The sequence below is a fragment of the Propionibacterium australiense genome (genome assembly GCF_003666605.1).
Taxonomy (GTDB): Bacteria; Actinomycetota; Actinomycetes; order Propionibacteriales; family Propionibacteriaceae; genus Propionibacterium; species Propionibacterium australiense.
The window spans coordinates 76,524-98,800 of the sequence record NZ_RCIV01000006.1 but is presented as its reverse complement, the minus strand read 5'-3'; the positions used below and the strand labels follow the sequence as shown (position 1 = coordinate 98,800).

Genomic DNA, 22,277 nt, shown 5'->3' with positions numbered 1-22,277 from the left:
TCCCCCGCGTGTTGACTGAGCCCCCGCGAGGCGTCACTGTGGAGCCATGACGAGGATCGACGTGTGGCTGTGGAGCGTCCGGATCTACAAGACCCGCAGCCTGGCCACCCAGGCGGTCAAGGGCGGTCACGTCCGGCTCAACGATGCGCCGATCAAACCGGCCCAGCGGATCAGCCCCGGCGACATCGTCACGGTCCGCACGCCCGGCTGGGACCGCACCTTCGAGGTCGTCCAGCTGCTCGACAAACGCGTCGGGGCCAAGATCGCCCAGACCGCCTACCGTGACCTGTCCCCCGAGCGACCCGCCTACCTGGCCAACCCGGTGGCGCGGCGCGACAAGGGTTCGGGCCGGCCGACGAAGAAGGAACGCCGCGAGATCGAGAGACTACGGGGCCGCTGAGCCCGGAACAGCCCAGCGGCCCCGTGGCGGGGACGTCCTCAGGCGCCGAGGATCGCGGCGGCCTTCGCCTTGGCGCTCACCGCGTCGGGGGCGGCGACAGCGGCCTGGGCCGCCTGACGGCACTGCTCGATCGTCACGTCGCCGAGCTGGACGCCGACGGCCGGCAGGGCGGGGGCGGCCATCGACAGCGAGGTGACGCCGAGACCGGCGAGCACGCAGGCCAGCAGCGGGTCGGCGGCGGCCTCGCCGCAGACGCCGACCGGCTTGTTGGCGCGCAGGCCGGCCTGCGCGGCCATCTGGATGAGCCTGAGGACCGCCGGCTGCCATGGGTCGTTCAGCGCCGCCAGGTGCGGTGACAGCCGGTCCGATGCCATGGCGTACTGCGTCAGGTCGTTCGTGCCGATCGAGAAGAACTCGACCTCGGCGAGCACCTGGTCGGCGTTCAGCGCGACGGCAGGCACCTCGACCATGACTCCTGGCCACAGGCCGCGGTCGCGGCAGGACTTGGCGAAGTCACGGGCCTCGGCGACGGTGGCGACCATCGGGGCCATCACCCAGACGTCGATGTCGAGGCCTGCCTTGGCGGCGGCGATCGCGTCGAGCTGGTGGGCCAGTAGCTCCGGGTTGTCGGTGGCCAGCCGCAGGCCGCGGACGCCGAGCGCCGGGTTCTCCTCGGTCTCGAAGTTCGCGAAGGCCAGTGGCTTGTCCGAGCCGGCGTCCAGGGTGCGGATGACGACGTGCGTGTGCCCGCCGCGGCCCGCGTACGGCTCGAGGACCTCGCGGTAGATCGCGGCCTGGTCCTCGATGCTCGGCTCGGTCGGGGCCGACAGGAAGCACAGCTCGGTGCGGAACAGGCCGACGCCCTCGCTCTCACCGGCCGCGGCCTTGGCGGCGGCCTCGCCGTTGCCCACATTGGCGAGCAGCTCGACGCCGTAGCCGTCACTCGTACGCCCCGGGCCCTTCCAGGCGCGGACGCGGTTGAGATAGGCGGTCGATTCGGCGACGGCCGCTTCGGCCTTGTCGGGGTCCGGGTTGGAGATGACCGTGCCGGCCTTGCCGTCGACGAGCACGGGCGTGTCGTTCTTGATCTGGCGGATGGCCTTGCCGGTGCCGACGATGCACGGGATGCCCAGCTGGCGGGCGATGATGGCGGTGTGGCTCGTCTTGCCGCCCGCCTCGGTGACCAGCGCGACGGTGAGTTCGGGGTTCAGTCCGGCGGTGTCGGCGGGGGCGAGGTCCTCGGCCACCAGGACGATGGGACGGGTCGGTTCGGGGACGCCCGGCGCCGGTTCGCCGCGGAGTTCGGCGATGACCCGGTCACGGATGTCCTTGAGGTCGGTGGTGCGTTCGGCGTACAGGCCGCCGAGGCGCTCGAACTGGGTGACCAGGTTGTCGACGGCCTGGACGACCGCCCACTCGGCGCTCTCGTTCTGCTTGATGAGCTTCTTCACCGCGCGGGACAGGCCGCGGTCGGCGGTGAGCTCGGCGGTCGCGCGCAGCACCTCGGCCGCGTTGCCGGTGGCGTGCTCGGCCCTGTCGAGCAGGTTGTCCTGCACCGCCACGACGGCTTCGGCGAAGTGGTCGATCTCGGCCTGTTGCTCGCTCTCCTCGATCGTGCCGTGCGTGGGCAGCTGCGGGCGCGGCTGCACGCGGCTGACCGGCGCGTAGGCGACGCCGGACACGACGCCGGTTCCGGTGATTGTCAGTGATTCTGCCTGGGCCATGACTTCCTCCTGCACGCCCCGCCGGGGCCGTGAACCGCGTCTGCGCGGCCACAAGGGGTAGATGAACGGTCTCAGTCTCGCACGTCCTGTCGTCGTCGCGCAGGATGCCCAGCTTCTGGGCTGGGAGGATTCATGAATCGTCCGCTGGTGTGGGAGAATTCCTCACGTATCTGTCCTACTAAGGAAGGGAACGTCCCATGGCCAGCAAAGACGCAGTCGTCGGTTCCTCGGTCGGTCTGCATGCCCGTCCTGCGGCACTGATAGCCGAGAAGGCCGGCGAGTTCGACGATGAGATCCTGCTGTCGATCGCGGGCAGCGACGAGGAGGGCGTCGACGCTGCCTCCCCGCTCATGATCATGACTCTCGGCGCCGGTCAGGGCGCCACCGTTCGCGTCGAGTCCGATGACGCCGCCGCCGTCGAGGCGATCGCCGCGCTCATCGAGCAGGATCTCGACGCCTGAGGCAGTCGCCCCGTCGAGCAGCTGACGGCGTGTGGGGCCGCACCCGAGACGAAGGGTGCGGCCCCACACGCCGTGCGGATGTCGCGGTGCTCAGCCGACGTAGGTGCTGGGGTCGTCGGGGCTGCGGGTGATGACACCGCGCCTGGCCTCGGAGACGCCCTCGGCGACGGCGTTCGACAACGAACTGATGGAGGCCTTGGCCTCGGCGATGGTCGCGGTCGGGGCCTTGACCTGGCGGAGCTGGGCGAAGGCCACGATCCCGAAGACGATGACGAGGATCAGCGAGATGAGGGCCAGGGTGAGGAACGCGAAGGCCATCGAACCGAGCCATCCGAAGCCGACGACGGCGTGGAAGAAGATCGCGATGCCGAAGACCGCGGCCCACAGCAGGCAGTGCAGCAGGAACAGCCCTAAGGCCGCTACGACGCCCAGACCGAGGCCGCCGATCCCGGCGTGTTTGGCGGAGGGGACGAGTTCTGCCCTGGCCAGTTCCCCGATGCCCGAGAGCATGCGCGGAACACCGCTCCGGATGGTGGAGATGTAATCCCCGAGGCGGGAACGCTCAGCCATGGTTTCCTCCGAACTGTGACGATGATGCTCGCTAGACAAGAGCGTAACGGGTCACCGGCCCCTGCGCTGAACGAGGTCGGCATTAGTGTTCGGCGCCCGGCCGATCACAGGCCGGACCCGGTGGTCGGGGCGCTGGTCTGCCCGGCCTCGCCCAGGGCATCCTGAGCCGGAGCGGCAGCGGCGGCCGATTGCTGCCTGGCACGCTGCTCGACGCGGGCCTTCTCGCGGCGGCGGCGCTTGCGGGCGGCGGTGCGCCATTGCAGCAGGGCGACGGCGATGAGCGCTGAGATGAGGCTGCCGACCAGGACGCCGGCCTTCGCCTCGTCGTAGACATGAGGGTTGTCGATGAAGCTCAGGTGGGCGATGAGCAGCGAGACGGTCAGCCCTACGCCGCCGAGCTCCGCGACGGCCACCATGTCGCCCCAGGTCAGGTTGTCGCCGAGCTTGGCCTTCGACAGGCGGACGGTCAGCCAGCTGCCGGCGAAGATGCCGATGAACTTGCCGACGACCAGGCCGCCGATGATGCCCAGCGGAACCGGGTCGGCCCACAGCGATGAGAGCAGCGGCCCGTCGACGTGCACGCCGGCGTTCGTCAGGGCGAAGATGGGCACGACGAGCCCGGCCGACCAGGGGTCGATCGCGTGCTGCCAGCGGTCGAGCGGCTCGTTGAGGGCCTCGCGGGTGTTGCGGGTGAGCAGGCCCAGCCCGACACCGGCGATCGTCGCGTGCACGCCCGAGTTGAGCATGCAGTACCAGCAGGCCAGGAAGATCGGCAGGTAGATCCAGCCGTTGTCGACGTGCCGGCGCTGGAGGATCCACCACACGAGCATGCAGGCGGCCGCGCCGGCCAGCCACAGCAGCGACAGATCGGTGCTGAAGACGACGGCGATGACGATGATGCCGCCGAGGTCGTCGGCGATGGCCAGGGTGAGCATGAAGGCGCGCAGTGAGGGGGGCAGGTGCTTGCCCGCCACCGCGAGGATCGCGAGGGCGAACGCGATGTCGGTGGCGACCGGGACGGCCCAGCCCGTGGTGATGCCGCCCTCCATCGTGTTGATCGCAATGTAGACCAGGGCCGGCCCCGCCATGCCGCAGACCGCGGCGACGATCGGGACCATGGCGTCGGCCGGCCGGCGCAGGCTTCCCTCGGTGAACTCTCGTTTCAGCTCCAGACCGGAGATGAAGAAGAAGATGGTCAGCAGGCCGTCGGAGGCCCACTCGGCGACCGTGTGCGGGCCGACCGGGTACTCGACGAAGGCCTCGTAGCTGTGCTGGCTGAGGAACGCCCACGCCAGCGCGATGACCGTGGCGATCAGCATGAGGACGCCGCCAGTGGTGTTGGCGCGCAGGACCTCTCCGAGGTGAAGGTTGTCCGGGTTGATCTGGCGCGCTCGGCGCGCCATCGGCGGTGAGATCTTCTTCATGTGGAAACTTTCGGTGACACTGGTCGGGCCCTGTCGTCGACCAGACTTCCCGACACACCTTCGAGAGATTTTAGCGTGTACGCCGTGTCCGGCTGCGCGGCGACGACAGGAAGACCTGTCCCGGGCGGTGGCCCGCCCGTTGGTCCGGGGCTCAGAGACGGATGACCAGGGCGTCCTCGCCGAGCTGGATCGGCGTGGTCATCTCGGCGTGATCGACGTACGCGCGCAGGCAGGTCAGGTGGTACGGCAGGCGCAGTTCGCTGCCGGCCGAGGCCCCGTCGTAGATGGCGCCCACGCCGTGCAGGACGCGCTGACGTTCGCGCTCGGCCAGCGCGGCAACGGCGGGCAGCTCGGCCGCCATGGCGATGAGCGCGGGACGGGTCACCGGAACCCAGATCCTGAAGTCGCGCTGCTCGCAGCGCGGGAAGTACTTGTGGTCGATGAGGGTCTCGATCGAGCCGACCCCCAGATCGGCGCTCATCGCCGAGGGGTCGACGCTGCGCATCAGCGCGATGAGCCGACGGACCCACGGCACCGAGTCGTCACGGACGAGATAGGACGCGGAGACCCAGCCGCCCGGGCGCAGGACCCGGGCCATCTCGAAGACGTGCGGTTTCTCGGTGAGCAGGTGGAGCATCTGGTGGGCCAGCACGACGTCGAACTGGCAGGCCTCGAAGGGGAGCGCTGCCGTGGTGGCCGCCAGAGGATCGACACCAGGCACGGTGCTGAGACGACGCAGCTTGTCAGGGCTGCTTCCGAGGCACCAGACGCGATTGCCGGAGGCGGCGATCCGGCGGGGCAGGCCGGCCGTGTTCGACAGGGTCAGGACCCTGCTGTCGGTGCGGTCACCAGTGAGCCAGCTCATGGCCTGGGCTGGGAAACGGGGACCGGAGGGCGACATGGCGCCCATCCTAGGGCGGCGCACCAGCCCAGTGCCCCACGACACGGGCCGGGGCAGTTGTCCACATGAGAGCGCCCGCCGGAGAATTCGCGGCTCGCTGAACACACTGCGGTCATGAGAGCGGTACGAGTGCAGTCCATCGCCGGTGAGGACAGGGCCGGGGACCGGCGGGGCGAGGGCCTCCGGCCAGAGCATCGGCTGGCCGTGGAGCGCCGGTCCGTCGAGAGGAGTGCCGGGGCGGAACGATCCGCCGGCGAGGGTTCGGCTGATCGGCCCTGGCCCCGGCGCGGGGGAGGCCGGCGGCGCCGGGGCCGCCCAGGGGCTGCCGGCCCGAAACCGCTGGCGGCTGCAGAGGGGGAGCGTCCCCGCCCGCAGGGCGGGCGCGGGCGAGGGCCCCGCGGCGCCCGGCAGGGCGGGTCCTCTTCGGTGCTCGTCGTCACACGCGACACCCGTCTCCTCGACGCGATCCAGGCGGCTGCCGCCTCGTGCGGAAGCGAACCGGTCGTGGCGTGCGAGAGCGCGCAGATCCGGCGGTACTGGGGCCGGGCGCCGCTCGTCCTGGTCGGAGCCGACATGGCCCCGCGGGTGGCCGGCATGGGGCTCCTCGTGCGCACGGACGTGCACATCGTCGGTGCGGACTCGGACTCGGCCGCGGCATGGTCGGTGCCGCTGGGGGCCTCGGCGCTCGTCCTGCCCGAGCACTCCGGCTACCTGCCCGCGCTGCTCACCCGGGCCAGGGACGGCCGCACCTGCACCGCCGCCATCGTCGACGTCATGGGCGGCAGTGGCGGAGTCGGCGCCTCCACGCTCGCCGGTGCCCTCGCGCAGCGCTGCGTCGAGGCAGGACTGTCGTCGGTGCTCGTCGACCTCGACCCGTGCAGCGGGGGAGCCGATCTGCTCTTCGGCGCCGAGCACGAGCCGGGCTGGCGCTGGAGCGATCTCGTCTCGGCCTCCGGAACGGTCGGGGAGCTGAGCGGGCGGCTGCCGCAGATGTGCGGCGTCGACCTGCTCGCCACCGCGCGGGGCCGGGGCGAGCAGGCCCGGGGATTCCCCGGGCCTGCTGCGGTACGGGCCGTCCTCGACGCATTGGCCCGCTCGCACCAGGTCATGGTGCTCGACGACCCCGCCCCCGTCGAACTGCCCGGGGTCGAGGACGCCGTGCGGCTGGTCGTCGTGGCGGCCGAGGTGCGGTCGGTCATGTCCGCCCGGGCCCGCGTGGCCCGCCACGGCTGGCAGGACGCCCAGGCCGTCGTGCGCACCGGCAGGGACTTCCCGCTCGCCCCTGACGCGGTGGCCGACTCGCTCGGCCTCCCGGTCGCCGGTGTCGTCGCCTCCGACTCGCGGCTGCCCGCCGCCTCCCGCGTCGGGGAGCCACCGGCCCGGGCCGCCGGGCGCCGCTATCTGCGTCAGGTCGACGCCCTCGTCGAGACGGTGATCGCCGATGCGTGACGACGAACTCGAACTGCTGCGCGGCTGGCTGGCCGCTCGCGGGCGCAGCTGGGGGCCCCACGAGGTCGCCCAGGGACTCGACCGGCTCGGCATGGTCGTCTCCGACGCATCCGTGCTCGCCGCCACCGATGCGTTGCGCCGTACCAGTGTCGGCGCGGGGCCGCTCGAGGGGCTGCTCAACCTCGACGGCGTCACCGACGTCCTCGTCAACGGCGCCAGGGACGTCTTCATCGATCGCGGTGCGGGTCTGGAGCGCATGCCGGTCGCGTTCTCCTCCGACGACGAGGTGCGTCGCCTGGCCGCCCGGCTCGCCGCCGCGGCCGGCCGCCGTCTCGACGACGCGGCCCCGTGGGTCGACGCCCGGCTGCCCGACGGCACTCGTCTGCATGCCGTGCTGGCCTGCCTCGCCGAACCCGGCACCTGCATCTCGCTGCGCGTCCCGGCACGCCGTTCGATGACCCTCGAGCAGCTCCGGTCAAGCGGCAGCATCGACGAGCGCACCGCCGCCGTCCTCACCGGGCTGGTGGCGAACAAGGCCGCCTTCCTCGTCACCGGCGGCACGGGTTCGGGCAAGACGACGCTGCTCGGGGTGCTGCTCTCGCTCATCCCCGACGATCAGCGCATCGTCATCGTCGAGGACTCCCGCGAACTCAACCCCGATCATCCCCATGTGGTGCGCATGGAGTGCCGCCCGGCCAACGCCGAGGGGGCCGGGGCCGTGACCATGACCGATCTCGTGAAGCAGGCGCTGCGCATGCGGCCCGACCGGCTCGTCGTCGGCGAGGTGCGCGGCCCCGAGCTGTGCGATCTGCTCACCGCCATGAACACCGGGCATGAGGGCGGGTGCGGCACGGTCCACGCCAACAGCGTCGCCGACGTGCCGGCGCGCCTCGAGGCCCTGGCCGCGCTCGGCGGGATGAGCGGAGAGGCCTGCCACGCCCAGATGGGTGCCGCGCTCGACGCAGTCGTCCACGTGCGGCGCGGGGCGGGCGGTCAACGCGGGGTCGGGCAGATCGGCGTCGTGTGCACCGGCCGGGACGGGCGTGTCAGCATCACCGAGGCGCTGACCGTCGACGCCCACGGACGCTCGGGGCCGGCCGCCGCGTGGGGGCTGCTGTCGGCGTTGACGGGGGCCGGCTCATGAACGTCCTCGCCGCTGTGATGCTCGCCCTCGCGCTCGGCTGCCTGGTCGGGCCGTCCGGTGCAGGCAGGCTGCGGAGCGTCGACGAGACCATCCGCAGACCTCGCCGCCCGACAGCGGGACGGCTCGGGGTGTTCGCCTTCGCGGCCGGCTGCCTCGTGGCTGCCGCGATCATGCCCTGGGCCCTGGCGTGGATCCTCATCGCCGCCGCCCTGGGCGGCACGTTCGCCTGGGTGCTGTGGGGGCACCGGTGGGAGAAACAGGCGCTCGCCCGGGCCGAATCGGTTGCGCAGGCCTGCCGGGTCATCTCCTCCCAGTTGCGCATCGGGCAGGCACCCCATCAGGCCCTCGCGGTCGCCGCCGAGGAGTGCCCGGCCCTCGACGGGGTACTCGGCGCCCAGCGAGTCGGTGGCGAGGTCGCGGCAGCGCTGCTCGCGGCGGGCGAGCGTCCAGGATGCTCCGGGCTGGCCAGCCTGGGGCGGGCCTGGGAACTGTGCGAACGTGCCGGGGCGCCCCTGGCGCCGGTTGCGCAGCGCGTCGCGGAGAACGTCTCGGCAGAGGCCCAGATGCGCGCCGAGATCTCCGGTGAGCTGGCGGTGGCCCGGCTCACCGGCCGGCTGCTGTGCGCCCTGCCGGCGGCCGGGATCGCCATGGGTTTCCTCGCCGGTGGCAATCCGATCAGTTTTCTCACGACGACCCGGGCCGGCACGATCTGCCTGGCAGCCGCCGTCGTCCTGGCCTGCGCAGGGCTCGTCTGGACCGAACTGCTCGCCCGTCGCGCGCAGGAGGTCGGACCATGATCGCCCAGGCCGCGGCGGCCGGTGCCTGCGTGGTGGTGTGCGGTCTCCTCCTCGCCCCCGATGGTGGCGTCGCACGGCTGGCCTCCGCACGGACCAGCCCCGGCCTGGTGCCCGACCCCGGTGAGCGGACCGCCGTGCTCCCCAACCGGGTGCGGGGAGCAGGCGCCGTCTCACTGACGACCGTGCTCCTGGTGCTGTTCCCCGGCCCGCTGGTGACAGCCGTGCCGGTCAGCGTCGCCGCAGGGATCGCGGCGTGGTTCCTCATCGCCCGTCTCGAGCCTGGCGATGCGCGCAGGCGCCGTGAGCAGCTGATGCTCCAGCAGCCCGAGGTGCTCGAACTCATGGCCTCGTCCCTGCAGGCCGGCGCTGCGCTGCGCACCGCCACGAGCGAGGTGGCAGCCGTTGCGCCAGAACCGAGTGCGGCACTGCTGCGCGACGTCGAGTCCCACCTGGCCGTCGGTTTCAGTGAGGCCGGGGCCTGGGACAGCCTGCGCGGTCACCCAGTCTGGGGGCCGGCCAGCCGAGACCTGGCGCGCGGGGCCCGTACCGGCGAGGCCCTCGCCGAGACCCTCGACATGCACGCCGATCTTGCCCGGCGGACACGACGCAACCACCTGGCCGAGCGCGCCCGGACCGTCGGCGTCAAGTCCGTCGGCCCCATGATGGGTTGCTTCCTGCCCGCCTTCATCCTGTCGGGCGTCGTACCGATCATCGCCGGCGTGCTGGCCACGATCCACTTCTGACCGCGGGCTCACAGGGTGTTGTCCGTCAGACGGGGGTGTTGTCCAGCTGACCGTCCCGGGCCGGCGCCGCACACACTGCAGATGCCTGGCGGCAACGAGGCCGCCCGGTGAATCTCGTGGACCCGACGGCCGGGCCCACGACAGATCAGGGCCCGGCAGCCGGGCCCACGACAGAAGGGAACCATCATGACTGCGCAGATCATTCCCCTGCATCCTCATGAGGGCGTCGCCAGCGGCCTGGTGGACGCGGACGGCTCTGCCGCGTTCGCCGACGTCCCGGTCGTCGCCGACGAGCCGCTGCCCGGTCCTCTGCGGCGCGCCTACGAACGGGGCATGGCCACCGCGGAGTACGCCGTCGGCATCCTCGCGGCAGCCGCCCTGGCCCTCGTCCTACTGCACGTCTTCACCGACAACTCGTTCTTCCAGAAGATGCTCAAGTTCGTGGTCGACCTCATCGGGAAGATCGCCCCGATGATCGGCTCCTGATGTGCCGCCCGGTGGCGCGCCGGCCGGCCCTCCGGCGTGCCACCGCCGGTAGCGGCTCGTCGTCACCACCATCGTCACCGGACAGGAGACCCGCATGAGGATCATCCACAGCGCCACCGCCCGGGCGGCCGGTACGGCATCGCCCATGCCCCGGCCGAGCACCGGCCGCTCACCCCGCGTACGCTGCACAGAGCGTCCTGGGCGGGGCATGACCGGGGCCTCACCTCGTCCGGCGGCGCCGGCGCCCGCCGGCCGCCGTGAACGGGGCATGGTCACTGTCGAACTGGCCGTCTCGATCCTCACGGCAGCTCTCATCGTCGCTGCCCTGTGCTGGGTCATCGGGGTGGTCGGCACCCAGATCCGTTGTCAGGACTCGGCGATGGCCATCGCCCGTCAACTCGCTCGCGGCGACGAGGCCGGCGCCCAGCGCGCCCGGGCGTCCGTGCCCTCCGGCAGCAGCGTCCAGGTCAGCTACGACGGTGACGTCGTCCAGGTCGTCGTCGACGACGAACTCAGCTGGGGACGTCTCGGTCCGGTCGCCGTCAGCGGCAGGGCCACTGTCACCAGGGAACCGCACGCGGCGGGGCAGCGACCATGAGCACCATCGCATGCAGCGGCCTTGATGGCAGCCGGGTCGCCCGCGGTGACGAGCGAGGCACCGGCGCGTCACCGGTGGCGGCGATCATCGTCCTCGTGTGCGGCGCAGCCTTCTGGACACTGGTCCTGGCCGGGTGGATCGCCAGCGACCAGCGTGCCAGGCAGGCCGCGGACCTGGCGGCGCTAGCCGGCGCCCACGCCCACGCACAGGGGGCGCCGGCCTGCGAGGCCGCCGGCGAGTACGCCCGGCGCAACGGCGGCGAACTCGCCGACTGCGATGTCAGCACCGGGACGGGTGAGTACATCGTCCACGTCGAGGTGCAGGTGGAGCTGAGGCCCGCGCTTCCAGGGGCCCCGGCCGCTGTGAGCGAGAAGGCCCGCGCCGGCTTCCTCATCCCCGACGAGGACCCAACGAACAGCCCGGGCGGCTCCGGCCGGCCCGGCCCGGACGAACCATGAGGGCGGCCAGCAGCCGGCCGGCCGCCTGCTTGTCGAGGTGCTGGTTCGCGTTGCCGCACTTCGGTGAGACGATGCACGCCGGGCAGCCGTCGAGGCAGGTGCAGCCCAGCAGGCGTTCGAGCGTCGCCCGCCCCCACTCGTCGGCCGCCGCGTAGCCGCGGGCCGCGAAACCGGCACCGCCGGCCACGCCGTCGTGGACGATGATCGTGCACAACTCGGTGTCGGGGTGCACCACCATCGACACCCCGCCGATGTCCCAGCGGTCGCACGGGGCGAACGCCGGCAGCAGACCGATCGCGGTGTGTTCCACCGCATGCGCCGCATTGCCCAGCCTGACCGCCGAGAAGCCCAGCTCCTCGGCGACGGCCGGCGGCACGGTCCACCACGTCGCCCTGGTCACCATGCGGTGCTCCTCGAGGTCGAGCGGGGTCTCGTCCCACACCTGGCCGGTCAGCTCGTCCCGCCTCAGATAGCCGATCACCTGAGTGACCAGCTCGATGTCGCCGGTGGACACCTGCGTCACGCCGAAACGCTTGTGGTCGTCCTCGCGCAGGATACGTGCCTGCGTCGTGGACAGGGGCTGCGTGTGATAGCCCGGCCGCTGCCTGTGCACGAGCGCCTCGCGGCGCTCCGGCGCGTACTCGTCCACCACGTACTGCTCGCCCTGGTGCAGGTAGACCGCGCCCGGGAACACGCTGCGGTCCGCGGCCTCCACGTCGACCTGGCCGAGGACCCGCCCCGAGTCGGACTCCACGATGTCCATCGGCCGCCCGCCCAGGCCACGCAGGTCGATGGCGTCGACCGCCCGCTCCGGGCGGGGCCAGAACCAGCCGTTCGGGCGGTGCCGCAGCAGGCCGGCCGCGGTGAGCTGATCGGCCAGGGCGCTCATCGCCGTACCGAACCAGCGTTCGTCGGCCTGCTGGAGCGGCATCTCCTGGGCGGCCGCGGCGAGCTGCGGGCCGAGCACGTGCGGGTTCTCGGGGTTCAGCACGGTGCGCTCCACCGGGGCGTCGAAGATCAGCTCCGGGTGCGCGAACAGATAGGCGTCGAGCGGGTTCTGGCTCGCCAGCAGCACGACCAGGGCGTCACGGTCGGCCCGTCCGGCGCGCCCGGCCTGCTGCCACAGCGACGCCATGGTGCCGGGGAAGCCGCAGACCAGCACCGCGTCCATGCCCGCGATGTCCACGCCCAGCTCGAGGGCGTTCGTGGCCGCCACGCCGGCCAGTTCACCGCTGGTCAGCCCGCGCTCGATCTCCCGCCGGTCACGGGCGAGGTAGCCGGCCCGGTAGGCGAGGACCCGTCGCCGGGTGTGCAGCTGCCCCGCGGCCCGTTCGGCCACCAGCTCCGACTGCGCACGGCTCGGCACGAAGGCGATCGTCTGCCGCCCCGAGTCGACGAGCCGGGCGAGCAGCATCGCGGTGTCGGCGTAGACATCGCCCTCGGGCCGCCACAGCACCACGTCGCGGGCCGGGTGCGGTGCGCCGTCCAGGGTCACCTCGGCGATCGCCTCGGACTCGCCGATGAGGCGGGCGGCCGATTCGCCGGCCGCCGCCGAGCCGGCCGAGGTGACGACGAACACCGGGTCGGATCCGTAGGCCCGGCACAGCCGTCGCAGGCGACGCAGGACGCCGGCCACCTGCGCGCCGAAGACACCGCGGTAGCGGTGGCCCTCGTCGACCACCACGTACCTCAGGCCGCCGAGCAGGCGGGCCCAGCGTCCGTGCCGGGGCAGGATCGCGTGGTGCAGCATGTCGGGATTCGTCAGGACGTAGCCGGCGTGCTCGCGGGCGAAGCGGCGTGCCGCGGCGTCCGAGTCGCCGTCCACGACGGCGATCCGCCAGTGCGCCGGGCCCAGTTCGCGCGCAGCACGGCGCTGGTCGTGGGCCAGGGCCTTCGTCGGCGCGAGGTACAGGGCGGTCGGCTCGCGGCCGATGCCCAGCAGTGAGCGGGCGGCCGAGGTGGTCGCCGCGTGTCCTGCCCGGACGGCGCCCCGCCCGCCAGGGGGCGCGCCGCCCGGCCGTGCCACCCGGCCCGCGGCCGATTCCGAGGAGGCCGTGTCGGCGATGATCGCCGTCAGATAGGCCAGGGTCTTGCCCGATGCGGTCGGCGTCGAGACGGCCACGTGGCGGCCGGCGTGCATGTGCTCGGCGACCAGCGCCTGGTGCTCCCATGGCGACTCGATGCCGTGCTCGGCGAGCCTGCGCCGGTGCTCGTCGCCGAACCAGGACGGCCACCGCCCGCGCCTGCCGGGTACGGCGTCGCGATGGTCGACGAGGATCGCGCTGGGGTCCGCGCTCAACCACTCCGGGACTGCCATGGCCCCATTGTGCCCAGCGTGCCGGCCCGCGCCGCCCGGCACCTGTCCGGGCCCGCCGGCCTCGGCCGGTGTGCCACAGTGGGGGCATGCTCAGCAGCCAGGACATCGACGTGCTCCGCAGAGCCCTCCTCGACGCCGATTACACCCTCGACGCCGTGCTCGAACGGATCGGCGCCGCCGGCCGGGCCGGTCTGGCGCGCAACGCGACGATACCGGCGCTGCACGCCCTGGGCGCGGCCGAGGACGCCCAGGGCGTGCTGATCCGGCTGTTCCCGCTCCAGCAGGCCCTGCCCCGCGCGGTGGTCGACGCGGCCACCGGCGGGCCGCTCGACGTGGCCGCGCTCCTGCGCGCCGGCATCCTGCGCGAGGGCGCCCCCGGCAGCGCCACGACCGCAGGGGCTGGGGTCGATGGTGCCTCGCTCGTCGAGGCGGCCGTCGACATCCGTCCCTACGGTTTCGAGGACGCCACCGGCCAGTGGTCGGGCTGGGTCGTGGCCGACCCCGTCCCCGGCCTGGACACGATGGTCACCCCGACCCGCCCCGACTACGTGCTCGGCGTCAGCCCCGCATCGACCTCGCTCGCGCAGCTGAGCGTGCCCGACGAGGTGGGCTCCGCGCTCGACCTCGGCACCGGGTGCGGCGTGCAGAGCCTGCACCTGGCCCGCCACGCCGGCCGTGTCGTCGCCACCGACCTCAACCCGCGCGCCTGCGAACTCGCCGGGCTCACCATGGCGCTCAACGGCCTCGACCGGGTCGAGGTGCGCGCCGGCAGCCTCTACGAGCCGGTCGCGGCGGAGCGTTTCGATCTCATCGTCACCAACCCGCCCTACGTCATGAGCCCGCCCAGCAGCGACGGTGAACGCCTCGTCTACCGTGAGGGCTCCTTCACCGGCGACGGGCTGGTGGAACGGATCGTCCGCGGGGCACCGGGCCACCTCACCGCGGGCGGACTGCTCCAGGTCCTCGCCAACTGGGCCGACATCCGCGGCACCGACTGGCGTGACCGGCTGTCCGAATGGGTGGCGGGAACGGGCTGTGATCTGTGGGTCGTCGAGCGTGAGCACCTCGACGTCTACGAGTACGTCGAGATGTGGCTCACCGACGCCGGCCTGGCCGGCAGCCGGCAGTGGGTGCCCCGCTACCGCGAATGGCTCGGCTACTTCGAGCAGCTGGGCGTCACCGGGGTCGGCATGGGCTGGATCATGCTGCGCAACAGCGGCTCCGCTCGCCCGCGGCTGCGTCTTGAGCAGTGGCCGTACGAGATCGGCCAGCCCGTCGGGCCGGCCCTGTCATCGGGATGGCGGGCGCTCGGCGCCCGCGCGGTGAGCGATGACGAGCTCTTCGCCGCGCACTGCGTGCTCAGTCCCGACGTCGTCCAGGAGACCATGGGCGTCCCGGGCGCCGCCGAGCCCAGCCATGTCGTCCTGCGTCAGGGCACCGGTCTGCGCAGGGCGATCGAGGTGGACGCCGCCCTGGGCGGCGTGCTCGGCGCCTGCGACGGCGAGCTCAGCCTGGGCCGGATCGTCGACGCGGTCGCCGGCCTGCTCGACGCCGAACCCGGCAGGCTGCGCTCAGAACTCGCCCCCGGGCTGCGCGACGCCCTCGCCGACGGATTCATCACCGTCACCGCTCAGGGCTGACGGCCAGCCCGGCCCCGTGCGCACGGCGACGGGCCCCGGTGTCGGCGGCTCGCCGGTGCCGTGTGCAGCCACCTGGAACAACGCCCCAGCGTGGACGGTTCGTTGTTCCCTCTTCGGGGGAGTTATGGTGAGCCTCGCAGGGTGTCCGGCGCGGCCGGATCCCCTGTCTGCCCGGCTGGTACCCGACCCGCCGGGCGCTACGATCTGGGCGTCCGGCCGTTCCCGAACGGGCGGACGTCGGCCCGACTCCGGGACCCGGACTCATGCAAAGGATCACTGTGGCAGACACTCCGCGCCGACTCGTCATCGTCGAGTCACCAACAAAGGCGACCAAGATCGCCGATTATCTCGGCACCGGCTACGTCGTCGAGTCGAGCCGGGGACACGTGCGCGACCTGCCGACCAGCGCTGCCGAGGTGCCCGCCAAGTACAAGGGCCAGCCCTGGGCGCGCACGGGAGTCAACGTCGACGCCGACTTCGCGCCGATCTACGTGGTGAGCGCCGACAAGAAGGCCACCATCCGCCAGCTCAAGGCCGATCTCAAGGACTCCGACGAGCTCTACCTGGCCACCGACGGTGACCGCGAGGGTGAGGCCATCGCCTGGCACCTGCTGCAGGAACTCAAACCGAAGGTTCCGGTCAAGCGCATGGTCTTCAACGAGATCACCAAGGACGCCATCCAGGAGGCCGTCGCCCACCCGCGCGAACTCGACGAGGACCTCGTCCAGGCCCAGGAGACCCGCCGGATCCTCGACCGGCTCTACGGCTACGAGGTCAGCCCCGTGCTGTGGAAGAAGGTCATGCCGCGGCTGTCGGCCGGCCGGGTGCAGTCCGTCGCCACCCGGCTGATCGTCGACCGCGAGCGCGAACGCATGGCGTTCCGGTCCGCCTCCTACTGGGACCTGGAGGCCACCCTCGATGCGGGGGCCGGCGCCGACCCGCGCCAGTTCACCGCCCGCCTGGTCGGACTCGACGGCCGCCGGATCGCCCAGGGCAGCAGCTTCGACGCCCTCGGCAGGGCCAAGAGCGGGGTCATCGTCCTCGACGAGGACGCGGCCGCCCGCCTCACCGCGGCCCTCGAGAAGGCCCCGTTCGCCGTCACCGCCGTCGAGGCCAAGCCCTACACCCGCCGCCCGGCCGCCCCCTTCCGCACCACGACACTGCAGCAGGAGGCCGGCCGCAAGCTCGGCTTCACCACCGACCGCACGATGCGCGTCGCCCAGGAGCTGTACGAGGGCGGCTGGATCACTTACATGCGTACCGACTCGGTCACGCTCTCGGACCAGGCCGTCAGCGCCGCACGCGACGCAGTAAGGGTCCTCTACGGCCCCGACTACCTGTCCGACAAGCCACGCGTCTACGCCAGCAAGGTCAAGAACGCCCAGGAGGCCCACGAGGCCATCCGCCCGGCCGGCGCCGACTTCCGCACCCCGGCCCAGTCCGGCCTCGAAGGCGACAAGTTCCGCCTGTACGAGCTCGTCTGGCAGCGCACCGTCGCCTCGCAGATGGCCGACGCGGTCGGCCAGCAGGTGAGCGTGCGCATCGAGGGCACCTGCGCCCTGCCGGTCGATCTCGGCGAGCAGGCCCCGGCGGTGCGGGCCGCCCAGTTCACCGCCTCGGGCCGCACCATCACCTTCCCCGGCTTCCTCAAGGCCTACGTCGAGTCCACCGACGACCCCGCCGAGAAGTCGGCGCGCCTGCCCGAGCTCGCGGCCGACCAGCCACTCGACCCGGTCAGGGTCGCCGCCGAGGGGCACACCACGAAACCCCCGGCGCGTTTCACCGAGCCGAGCCTGGTCGCCAAGCTCGAGGAACTCGACATCGGCCGCCCCTCGACCTATGCGTCGATCATCCGCACCATCACGAGCCGCGACTACGTCTTCAAGAAGGGCACCGCGCTCGTGCCGACCTGGCTGGCGTTCGCCGTGACCCGCCTGCTCGAGGAGCACTTCACCGCGCTCGTCGACTACGACTTCACCGCCGACCTGGAGGAGCAGCTCGACTCGATCGCAAAGGGCCAGGCAGACCGACTCGAGGTCCTGCGCGACTTCTACTTCGGGCCGCGGGGCGAGCAGTCCCAGACCTCGGGGCAGACGGTCCGGGAGGGCCTGCACGAGCTGACCACCGCGCTGGGCGACATCGACGCGCGGGCCCTGTCGACCTTCCACATCGGTGACCTCGACTCCGGCATCGACGTCCGTGTCGGACGCTACGGCACCTACGTCGAGGACGAGGACTCGCACCGGGCCAACGTGCCCGAGGACATGGCCCCCGACGAACTGACCGTCGAGACCGCCCGCGAGCTGCTGGCCAGGACCAGCAGCGGTGACCGGGAACTGGGTCTCGACCCCGAGACCCACCTGGCGATCGCGGTGCGGAGCGGGCGCTACGGGCCGTACGTCACGGAGGTCCTGCCGGAGGACGAGGAACCGGCCAGGGGCGGCAAGAAGGCCAAGCCCCGCACGGCCAGCCTCTTCCGCTCGATGGATCCGGCCACCGTCACCCTGGAGGACGCCCTCCGGCTGCTCAGCCTGCCGCGCGTCATCGGTGGCGAGGGCGACGACGTCATCACCGCCCAGAACGGCCGCTACGGCCCGTATCTCAAGAAGGGCAGCGACACACGCTCGCTGCCCAGTGAGGAGGCCATCTTCACCACGACCCTGGAGGAGGCCAACGAGCTCTTCGCCCAGCCCAAGCGCCGGGGCCGTTCCTCCACGGCACCGCTGAAGGAGCTCGGCGAGGACCCGGCCAACGGCAAGCCGATCGTCGTCAAGGACGGCAGGTTCGGCCCCTACGTCACCGACGGCGAGACCAACGCGACCCTGCGCAGGACGGACTCCGTCGAGGCCATGACCCTGGAGCGCGCGGCTGAGCTGCTCGCCGAGAAACGAGCCAAGGGCCCGGCCCCCAGACGCCGCACCACGCGCACGTCGTCGGCGAGGAAGACCACGACGAAGAAGACCGGTGCGGGGAAGACCACCACCAAGAAGTCGTCGGGCGCGAAACCGGCCTCGGGGGCGAGGGCCGCCTCGAAGCCGGCTTCTGCCGCGAACACCACCGAATGACCCGGCCGCCGGGCGCGATCAAGGACCGAGAAGAGGGCACGACACGACGGCACCGGGCCGACCACCGATCCGAGGAGCGGGCATGAGCGCACAGCAGAGCAGGAACTGGTTCTTCGAGACGCCCTGGCACGTGCACGCACCCGAGCTCACCAGCACGGCGCTGGCCATCGACCGCGTCGTCCTGCTCGACAACGGTGCGGCCGGCCAGGTGACGGTGACCGTCCTGGACACCCCCACCGAGCGCCTGCTGCACTCGGGCGTCATGCTCGCCCAGCGGGCCGTCGGCGAGCTCGGGGAGTGGTTCGTCTGGGCTCCCTCGTGGGAGCCCTGGCTGCCTGGCGAGCACACCGAACCGATCGCCAGCGACACCGACGCGGAGCTGCCCGATGAGGTCGACGAACTGCTCGCGCCCTTCCGCCGCGGGGCGATCCTCAGCCCCGTCGTCAGCTGCACGCGGGTGCGCTCCCGCTACGGCATGCTCGACGAGTCCGGCGAGATCCTGGCCGTGCTCACCGATGACCGCATCACCATGAGGCGCGGCGGCATCGCCACCGGCCGCTTCCGGGAGTCCACCTTCGACGTGTCCCGCCTCAATTCCCACCAGCGGGCCTTCATCGCCGAGCAGATGGCCCAGATCGGCGCGGTCCGCGTCGACGGCTTCCGGGACCTGTTCACCCGGGTCGGCGAGGTGGTCCCCGAACCGGTCCATGCCGGTAAGAAACCCGCGGACCAGACGACGGCAGGCTTCCTGTCCTGGCTGCTGGCCCGCCGCCACCGGTCGATCCTCGCCGCCGATCTCACGCTGCGGAGCGGCGAGGCCACCGACCCTGCTCTTCTGGCCGAGCGGCTCGACGAGTTCCGCGGCGAGCTGGGCGCCCTGCGCGGTATCGTCGACGAGTCCTGGCGCGCCGACCAGCTCGGCCGCCTCGACGCCCTCCAAGGGGCTGAGCCCGCCACCATCATCGGGCGGGCCGAGTACGACCAGCTGCTCGACGCCCTCGACCTGGCCGCCCGCATCCCGCGGGTCGACGAGAACGCTGCGGAGGAGGCCGCCGAGGCCCTCGGCGCCCAACTGCTCACCGAGATCGCCGCGGTGCGCGTCGACGCGGACTCCGCGATCGAGCACCCCGGTGACGACGCGGCCTGGGCCCGGGCACTGGTCGGCGCCGAACGCGCCCTCGACCTCGCCCGCATCGCCCGGCCCGCGGTTCCCAGGGCCAAGCGCACGGCCAAGCTGCTCGGCCGTGTCGCCGCCGCCCTCGCCGAGGCGCAGGGTCCCGGACATCCCCGCCGGCCGATCGCCGAGCTCACCCCGGAGCAGGCCTACCAGGTCGGCCGTGCCGACGAGCGCGCCGGCGCCAGGGCCGCGGCCGCCCGCGCCGCCTTCGGCGAGGACTGGCCCGGTCTGCGTGAGGACCTGCCGCAGGCGTCCGGCGTGACCAAGACGCCGCTGCCCAGCCCGTCCCGGGTCATGGAGGCCATCACCGAGCTCGGGCGTCAGGGCTAGCCATGACCGCACCCGCGCGCCCCCACCCGGGCTGGTTCGTCGTCTTCGAGGGGGGCGACGGGGTCGGCAAGTCGACGCAGGTGCAGCTCGCCGCGCGTGCCCTGCACGAGGCCGGCGTCGAGCACATCGTCACCCGCGAACCCGGCGACACCAGGCTCGGGGAGGCGCTGCGCGCGCTGCTGCTCGACCCCGCCACCGGTGATGTCGCGCCGCGCGCCGAGGCCCTGCTGTACGCGGCCGACAAGGCCCAGCACCTGCACCAGGTGGTGCGCCCGGCCCTCGACCGGGGGGCGGTGGTGCTGTGCGACCGCTACATGGACTCGATGCTCGCCTACCAGGGGGCCGGTCGCGTCCTCGACGTCGACGACGTCGCCGCCATCGGGGCGTGGGCCACGGGCGGGCTCGTCCCCGACCTGACCGTCCTGCTCGACATGGACCCGGCGCGGGCCGTCGGCGTCAAGCGGGGCAGGGACCGTCTGGAGCAGGCCGGCGACGGCTTCCACCGGCGTGTGCGCCAGGGTTTCCTCGACCTGGCCGCCAAGGCCCCCGAACGCTATCTCGTGCTGCCGGCCCGCACCGGCCGCGAGCAGCTGGCGAGGCGGATCAGGCAGCGCCTCGTCGAGCTCGGCGTCGACGGCCTTCGGGGCTGACCGCCCGCGGAGCCGCGACGACTGCTCGCCCGGCGGCCCGGGGTGAGGCCCGTTTCCTCGTTGCCTCCGCTGCCACGGCAGTACGCATGATCCTCGTCGCCGTCGCCGCGGATCTGAGAGATGCCCCGGGGATCGGCTGGCGATGCCGCGTGACAGGCTGATCCGGTCCCGCCGGCACCGGTGTGGCATCCGACTTGACCCGCCCCGGCGCCACCAAGCCGGCCCATGATCAAGGGGCCGCCCCATCGTCCGGGCGGGCAGGACGTTCGCAACCGGTATTCCCCACAGGTGTGCGGTCGATGATCCCGCCACATCAGGTCATGTCAAGATTCAAGAATAAAGGTGTGCCTATCCTGAGTGAACTTGGTATTCAGGTTTCCCTTCAGGGGACATGTCTTGTTTCCCCGGGATCCCCCTGAAGGACACGCTCGTGCACCGGAAGAGGCCTCGCGAAATCATTTCACTGCCTTGACATGGGTGCTTGGTCGGGTGTCTTTTTGAAATGAACAGGTGCTTCTGCTCCGGGCGTCGCTCGTACCCTCGGGGTCGCTGCGGCCGGCGATGAGTCCCCGCTCGCGCTGGACACGCTGCAAGCCAGCGCACGACGACTCCATCTACGGATTGGGCTCACCCCGACGGCCGAGCAGGATACGGGGGGCTGACAGTGGCTGGAACAGGGCCATTGCCGCCGCATCACTCGGTTTCGAGGGTTCGGCGGTCACGCAGCCCTCTCTCGAGGAGCGGGCTCGCCAGGTTGCTCAAGGTTACGCGGATATGGGGGCTCGCAAGGTGATCTTCTTCTTCATGACGAGCATCGGGGAATCACCCGGGTCCGTCAACGTCCTTGATGCCCGTGCTGAGCACCCTCGGGTGCATTCCGGCTGGTACGCCGTATGACCAGACACGGGCTGAAGGATGCGAGGAGCAACAAGATGACTGGAGTATCCGTTACAGCTTGGGTGATGTTCGGGCTCAACATCGTGACACCGGTGTCAGTCGCTGTGACAAGCTTGGTTCAAAGCCGCCCGAAGGCCAAACCCACTCACTGGGCCGGTATTCGTGTCGCGGCGACGATGAGATCCCCAGCTGCGTGGCGGGTTGCGCACCGGGCAGCCTTCCGGTGGTCGAGATTCGATCTCATCGGTGTCTGCGGTGCCGCCCTGATCTGCCTGCTCCTTCTTCGGGCGCGGTGGCTCGTCTTGGCCGAGTGTGTTCTCTACGCCTGCTGCCTCGTCTCGCTCGCACTGAACACGTGGCACGCCGTCAAGGCGGCCGAGGCGGTCGGGTCGCTGGACGCGGCGGGCAGGTCATGTAGGAATTGACAGGAATGAAGGGTGGTGATGCGATGACTGGCATCACGACTACTGGATGGATAATGTTTGTGGGGGCCATTACTCTTCCAATGGCTGGCTTTGTGACTTATTGTGCCCAGAGCCGCCCCAACGCCAAGCCCAATCGGTGGGCTGGTATTAGGATCAGGGTGGTGGCGAGTTCCCCGGAGGTGTGGCGGGCTGCGCACCGGGCCGCCCTGCGATGGGAGAAGTTCATCCTCATCGGTTTCTGCGGGACCGCGGTGGTCTGCCTGCTCGTTCTTCGGTCGTGGCATCTGGTGCTCGCCGAGAGCATTCTCTTCGGTGGCTATCTCATTCCGCTCGGGCTCAATGCCCGGCATGCCTGCAAGGTGGCGAGGGCCATGGTTGACGCTCAACAGGACGGACCGCTCCGGTCTGTTCACCAGTGATCCACGTTTTGGGAGATCAGCGGGCTGGGCTGCTCCAAGGCTCTGATGAGCCGGGTCACCGTGCCGAATGACGAGATGGAGCAGGCAGATGTTCGTCTTCTGAACCGCCGGATACTCGCTGCGGGCGGGGTGGGATCGTGGCGACGAGGCGGGTCATCTTCATGGCCGCCTGGGGAATCATCGCCTCCGGCGAGGTTGACCG

19 protein-coding genes and 1 pseudogene are annotated in these 22,277 nt (G+C 71.6%); 15 read left to right on the top strand and 5 right to left on the bottom strand.

Annotation, left to right across the window (positions count from 1 at the left end):
* Positions 1-46 precede the first annotated feature (46 nt).
* Positions 47-400 (top strand): Hsp15 family ribosome-associated heat shock protein, encoded by a 354-nt coding sequence (locus D9T14_RS06640; protein WP_119161631.1) that lies wholly within the window; start codon positions 47-49, stop codon positions 398-400.
* A gap of 38 nt (positions 401-438) precedes the next feature.
* On the opposite strand, the gene ptsP is transcribed toward D9T14_RS06640, so the two are convergent.
* On the bottom strand, positions 439-2,124 hold the full coding sequence (gene ptsP / locus D9T14_RS06635) for a phosphoenolpyruvate--protein phosphotransferase (RefSeq protein WP_119161630.1): 1,686 nt from the start codon (positions 2,122-2,124) through the stop codon (positions 439-441).
* A 197-nt stretch (positions 2,125-2,321) separates the two neighbouring features.
* Between ptsP and D9T14_RS06630 the strand changes: the two genes are divergently transcribed.
* The gene (locus D9T14_RS06630) at positions 2,322-2,585 is read left to right on the top strand and encodes an HPr family phosphocarrier protein (RefSeq protein ID WP_119161629.1); all 264 of its coding nucleotides are present in this window, start codon (positions 2,322-2,324) and stop codon (positions 2,583-2,585) included.
* Positions 2,586-2,675: 90 nt separating this feature from the next.
* Here D9T14_RS06630 and D9T14_RS06625 read toward each other — a convergent pair whose 3' ends face one another.
* The 3 genes and pseudogenes from D9T14_RS06625 to D9T14_RS06615 all read right to left on the bottom strand — a co-directional run bounded on the left by D9T14_RS06625 (position 2,676) and on the right by D9T14_RS06615 (position 5,480).
* Positions 2,676-3,155 carry a phage holin family protein gene (locus tag D9T14_RS06625; RefSeq protein WP_119161628.1) on the bottom strand — a complete coding sequence of 160 codons (480 nt, stop codon included), beginning with the start codon at positions 3,153-3,155 and terminating at the stop codon, positions 2,676-2,678.
* Positions 3,156-3,382: 227 nt separating this feature from the next.
* Positions 3,383-4,579, bottom strand: a pseudogene (nhaA, locus tag D9T14_RS06620) (Na+/H+ antiporter NhaA); the annotation flags it as partial.
* Positions 4,580-4,730: 151 nt separating this feature from the next.
* Positions 4,731-5,480: a class I SAM-dependent methyltransferase gene (locus tag D9T14_RS06615; protein WP_119161626.1), complete on the bottom strand. Its 750-nt coding sequence runs from the start codon at positions 5,478-5,480 to the stop codon at positions 4,731-4,733.
* Between the two features lie 114 nt (positions 5,481-5,594).
* On the opposite strand from D9T14_RS06615, the gene ssd reads away from it, so the two are divergent.
* The 7 genes from ssd to D9T14_RS06580 all read left to right on the top strand — a co-directional run bounded on the left by ssd (position 5,595) and on the right by D9T14_RS06580 (position 11,155).
* Positions 5,595-6,929 carry a septum site-determining protein Ssd gene (ssd, locus tag D9T14_RS06610; protein ID WP_119161625.1) on the top strand — a complete coding sequence of 445 codons (1,335 nt, stop codon included), beginning with the start codon at positions 5,595-5,597 and terminating at the stop codon, positions 6,927-6,929.
* Positions 6,922-8,073 carry a TadA family conjugal transfer-associated ATPase gene (locus tag D9T14_RS06605; protein WP_119161624.1) on the top strand — a complete coding sequence of 384 codons (1,152 nt, stop codon included), beginning with the start codon at positions 6,922-6,924 and terminating at the stop codon, positions 8,071-8,073. The genes ssd and D9T14_RS06605 overlap by 8 nt, the downstream gene beginning before the upstream one ends.
* Positions 8,070-8,870: a type II secretion system F family protein gene (locus tag D9T14_RS06600; protein ID WP_119161623.1), complete on the top strand. Its 801-nt coding sequence runs from the start codon at positions 8,070-8,072 to the stop codon at positions 8,868-8,870. The genes D9T14_RS06605 and D9T14_RS06600 overlap by 4 nt, the downstream gene beginning before the upstream one ends.
* Positions 8,867-9,613 (top strand): type II secretion system F family protein, encoded by a 747-nt coding sequence (locus D9T14_RS06595; protein WP_119161622.1) that lies wholly within the window; start codon positions 8,867-8,869, stop codon positions 9,611-9,613. The genes D9T14_RS06600 and D9T14_RS06595 overlap by 4 nt, the downstream gene beginning before the upstream one ends.
* A gap of 186 nt (positions 9,614-9,799) precedes the next feature.
* Complete coding sequence (locus D9T14_RS06590; protein ID WP_119161621.1) at positions 9,800-10,099, top strand: DUF4244 domain-containing protein; 300 nt, start codon at positions 9,800-9,802, stop codon at positions 10,097-10,099.
* Positions 10,100-10,193: 94 nt separating this feature from the next.
* Positions 10,194-10,697, top strand: coding sequence for a TadE family type IV pilus minor pilin (locus D9T14_RS06585; protein WP_259340972.1), 504 nt, complete (start codon positions 10,194-10,196; stop codon positions 10,695-10,697).
* Positions 10,694-11,155, top strand: coding sequence for an Rv3654c family TadE-like protein (locus D9T14_RS06580; protein ID WP_119161619.1), 462 nt, complete (start codon positions 10,694-10,696; stop codon positions 11,153-11,155). Before D9T14_RS06585 ends, D9T14_RS06580 begins: the two co-directional genes overlap by 4 nt.
* Here D9T14_RS06580 and sftH read toward each other — a convergent pair.
* Positions 11,088-13,472 carry a DNA 3'-5' helicase SftH gene (gene sftH, locus D9T14_RS06575; RefSeq protein WP_119161618.1) on the bottom strand — a complete coding sequence of 795 codons (2,385 nt, stop codon included), beginning with the start codon at positions 13,470-13,472 and terminating at the stop codon, positions 11,088-11,090. The genes D9T14_RS06580 and sftH overlap by 68 nt on opposite strands.
* Positions 13,473-13,558: 86 nt before the next feature.
* On the opposite strand from sftH, the gene D9T14_RS06570 reads away from it, so the two are divergent.
* From D9T14_RS06570 to D9T14_RS13625, 6 genes are all read left to right on the top strand, one after another.
* Complete coding sequence (locus D9T14_RS06570) at positions 13,559-15,112, top strand: methyltransferase (protein WP_119161617.1); 1,554 nt, start codon at positions 13,559-13,561, stop codon at positions 15,110-15,112.
* 278 nt (positions 15,113-15,390) lie between these two features.
* Positions 15,391-18,177, top strand: coding sequence for a type I DNA topoisomerase (gene topA, locus D9T14_RS06565; RefSeq protein WP_232012453.1), 2,787 nt, complete (start codon positions 15,391-15,393; stop codon positions 18,175-18,177).
* 82 nt (positions 18,178-18,259) lie between these two features.
* On the top strand, positions 18,260-19,684 hold the full coding sequence (locus D9T14_RS06560; protein WP_119161615.1) for a hypothetical protein: 1,425 nt from the start codon (positions 18,260-18,262) through the stop codon (positions 19,682-19,684).
* Between the two features lie 2 nt (positions 19,685-19,686).
* A complete protein-coding gene (gene tmk / locus D9T14_RS06555) occupies positions 19,687-20,334 on the top strand; it encodes a dTMP kinase (RefSeq protein WP_119161614.1) in 648 nt (215 codons plus the stop codon).
* 893 nt (positions 20,335-21,227) lie between these two features.
* The gene (locus D9T14_RS06550) at positions 21,228-21,656 is read left to right on the top strand and encodes an SdpI family protein (RefSeq protein ID WP_119161613.1); all 429 of its coding nucleotides are present in this window, start codon (positions 21,228-21,230) and stop codon (positions 21,654-21,656) included.
* 5 nt (positions 21,657-21,661) lie between these two features.
* The gene (locus D9T14_RS13625; protein ID WP_119161612.1) at positions 21,662-22,075 is read left to right on the top strand and encodes an SdpI family protein; all 414 of its coding nucleotides are present in this window, start codon (positions 21,662-21,664) and stop codon (positions 22,073-22,075) included.
* Positions 22,076-22,277 lie beyond the last annotated feature (202 nt).

Bases quoted from the DNA above. Each gene is read 5' to 3' on its own strand.
- D9T14_RS06600 (WP_119161623.1), top strand. From the start codon at position 8,070: ATGAACGTCCTCGCCGCTGTGATGCTCGCCCTCGCGCTCGGCTGCCTG.
- D9T14_RS06585 (WP_259340972.1), top strand. From the start codon at position 10,194: ATGAGGATCATCCACAGCGCCACCGCCCGGGCGGCCGGTACGGCATCG.
- ssd (WP_119161625.1), top strand. From the start codon at position 5,595: ATGAGAGCGGTACGAGTGCAGTCCATCGCCGGTGAGGACAGGGCCGGG.
- D9T14_RS06630 (WP_119161629.1), top strand. From the start codon at position 2,322: ATGGCCAGCAAAGACGCAGTCGTCGGTTCCTCGGTCGGTCTGCATGCC.
- tmk (WP_119161614.1), top strand. From the start codon at position 19,687: ATGACCGCACCCGCGCGCCCCCACCCGGGCTGGTTCGTCGTCTTCGAG.
- D9T14_RS06625 (WP_119161628.1), bottom strand. From the start codon at position 3,155: ATGGCTGAGCGTTCCCGCCTCGGGGATTACATCTCCACCATCCGGAGC.
- D9T14_RS06580 (WP_119161619.1), top strand. From the start codon at position 10,694: ATGAGCACCATCGCATGCAGCGGCCTTGATGGCAGCCGGGTCGCCCGC.
- D9T14_RS06615 (WP_119161626.1), bottom strand. From the start codon at position 5,480: ATGTCGCCCTCCGGTCCCCGTTTCCCAGCCCAGGCCATGAGCTGGCTC.
- D9T14_RS06640 (WP_119161631.1), top strand. From the start codon at position 47: ATGACGAGGATCGACGTGTGGCTGTGGAGCGTCCGGATCTACAAGACC.
- D9T14_RS06605 (WP_119161624.1), top strand. From the start codon at position 6,922: ATGCGTGACGACGAACTCGAACTGCTGCGCGGCTGGCTGGCCGCTCGC.
- D9T14_RS06550 (WP_119161613.1), top strand. From the start codon at position 21,228: ATGACCAGACACGGGCTGAAGGATGCGAGGAGCAACAAGATGACTGGA.
- D9T14_RS06595 (WP_119161622.1), top strand. From the start codon at position 8,867: ATGATCGCCCAGGCCGCGGCGGCCGGTGCCTGCGTGGTGGTGTGCGGT.
- ptsP (WP_119161630.1), bottom strand. From the start codon at position 2,124: ATGGCCCAGGCAGAATCACTGACAATCACCGGAACCGGCGTCGTGTCC.
- D9T14_RS06570 (WP_119161617.1), top strand. From the start codon at position 13,559: ATGCTCAGCAGCCAGGACATCGACGTGCTCCGCAGAGCCCTCCTCGAC.
- D9T14_RS06590 (WP_119161621.1), top strand. From the start codon at position 9,800: ATGACTGCGCAGATCATTCCCCTGCATCCTCATGAGGGCGTCGCCAGC.
- D9T14_RS06560 (WP_119161615.1), top strand. From the start codon at position 18,260: ATGAGCGCACAGCAGAGCAGGAACTGGTTCTTCGAGACGCCCTGGCAC.
- sftH (WP_119161618.1), bottom strand. From the start codon at position 13,472: ATGGCAGTCCCGGAGTGGTTGAGCGCGGACCCCAGCGCGATCCTCGTC.
- D9T14_RS13625 (WP_119161612.1), top strand. From the start codon at position 21,662: ATGAAGGGTGGTGATGCGATGACTGGCATCACGACTACTGGATGGATA.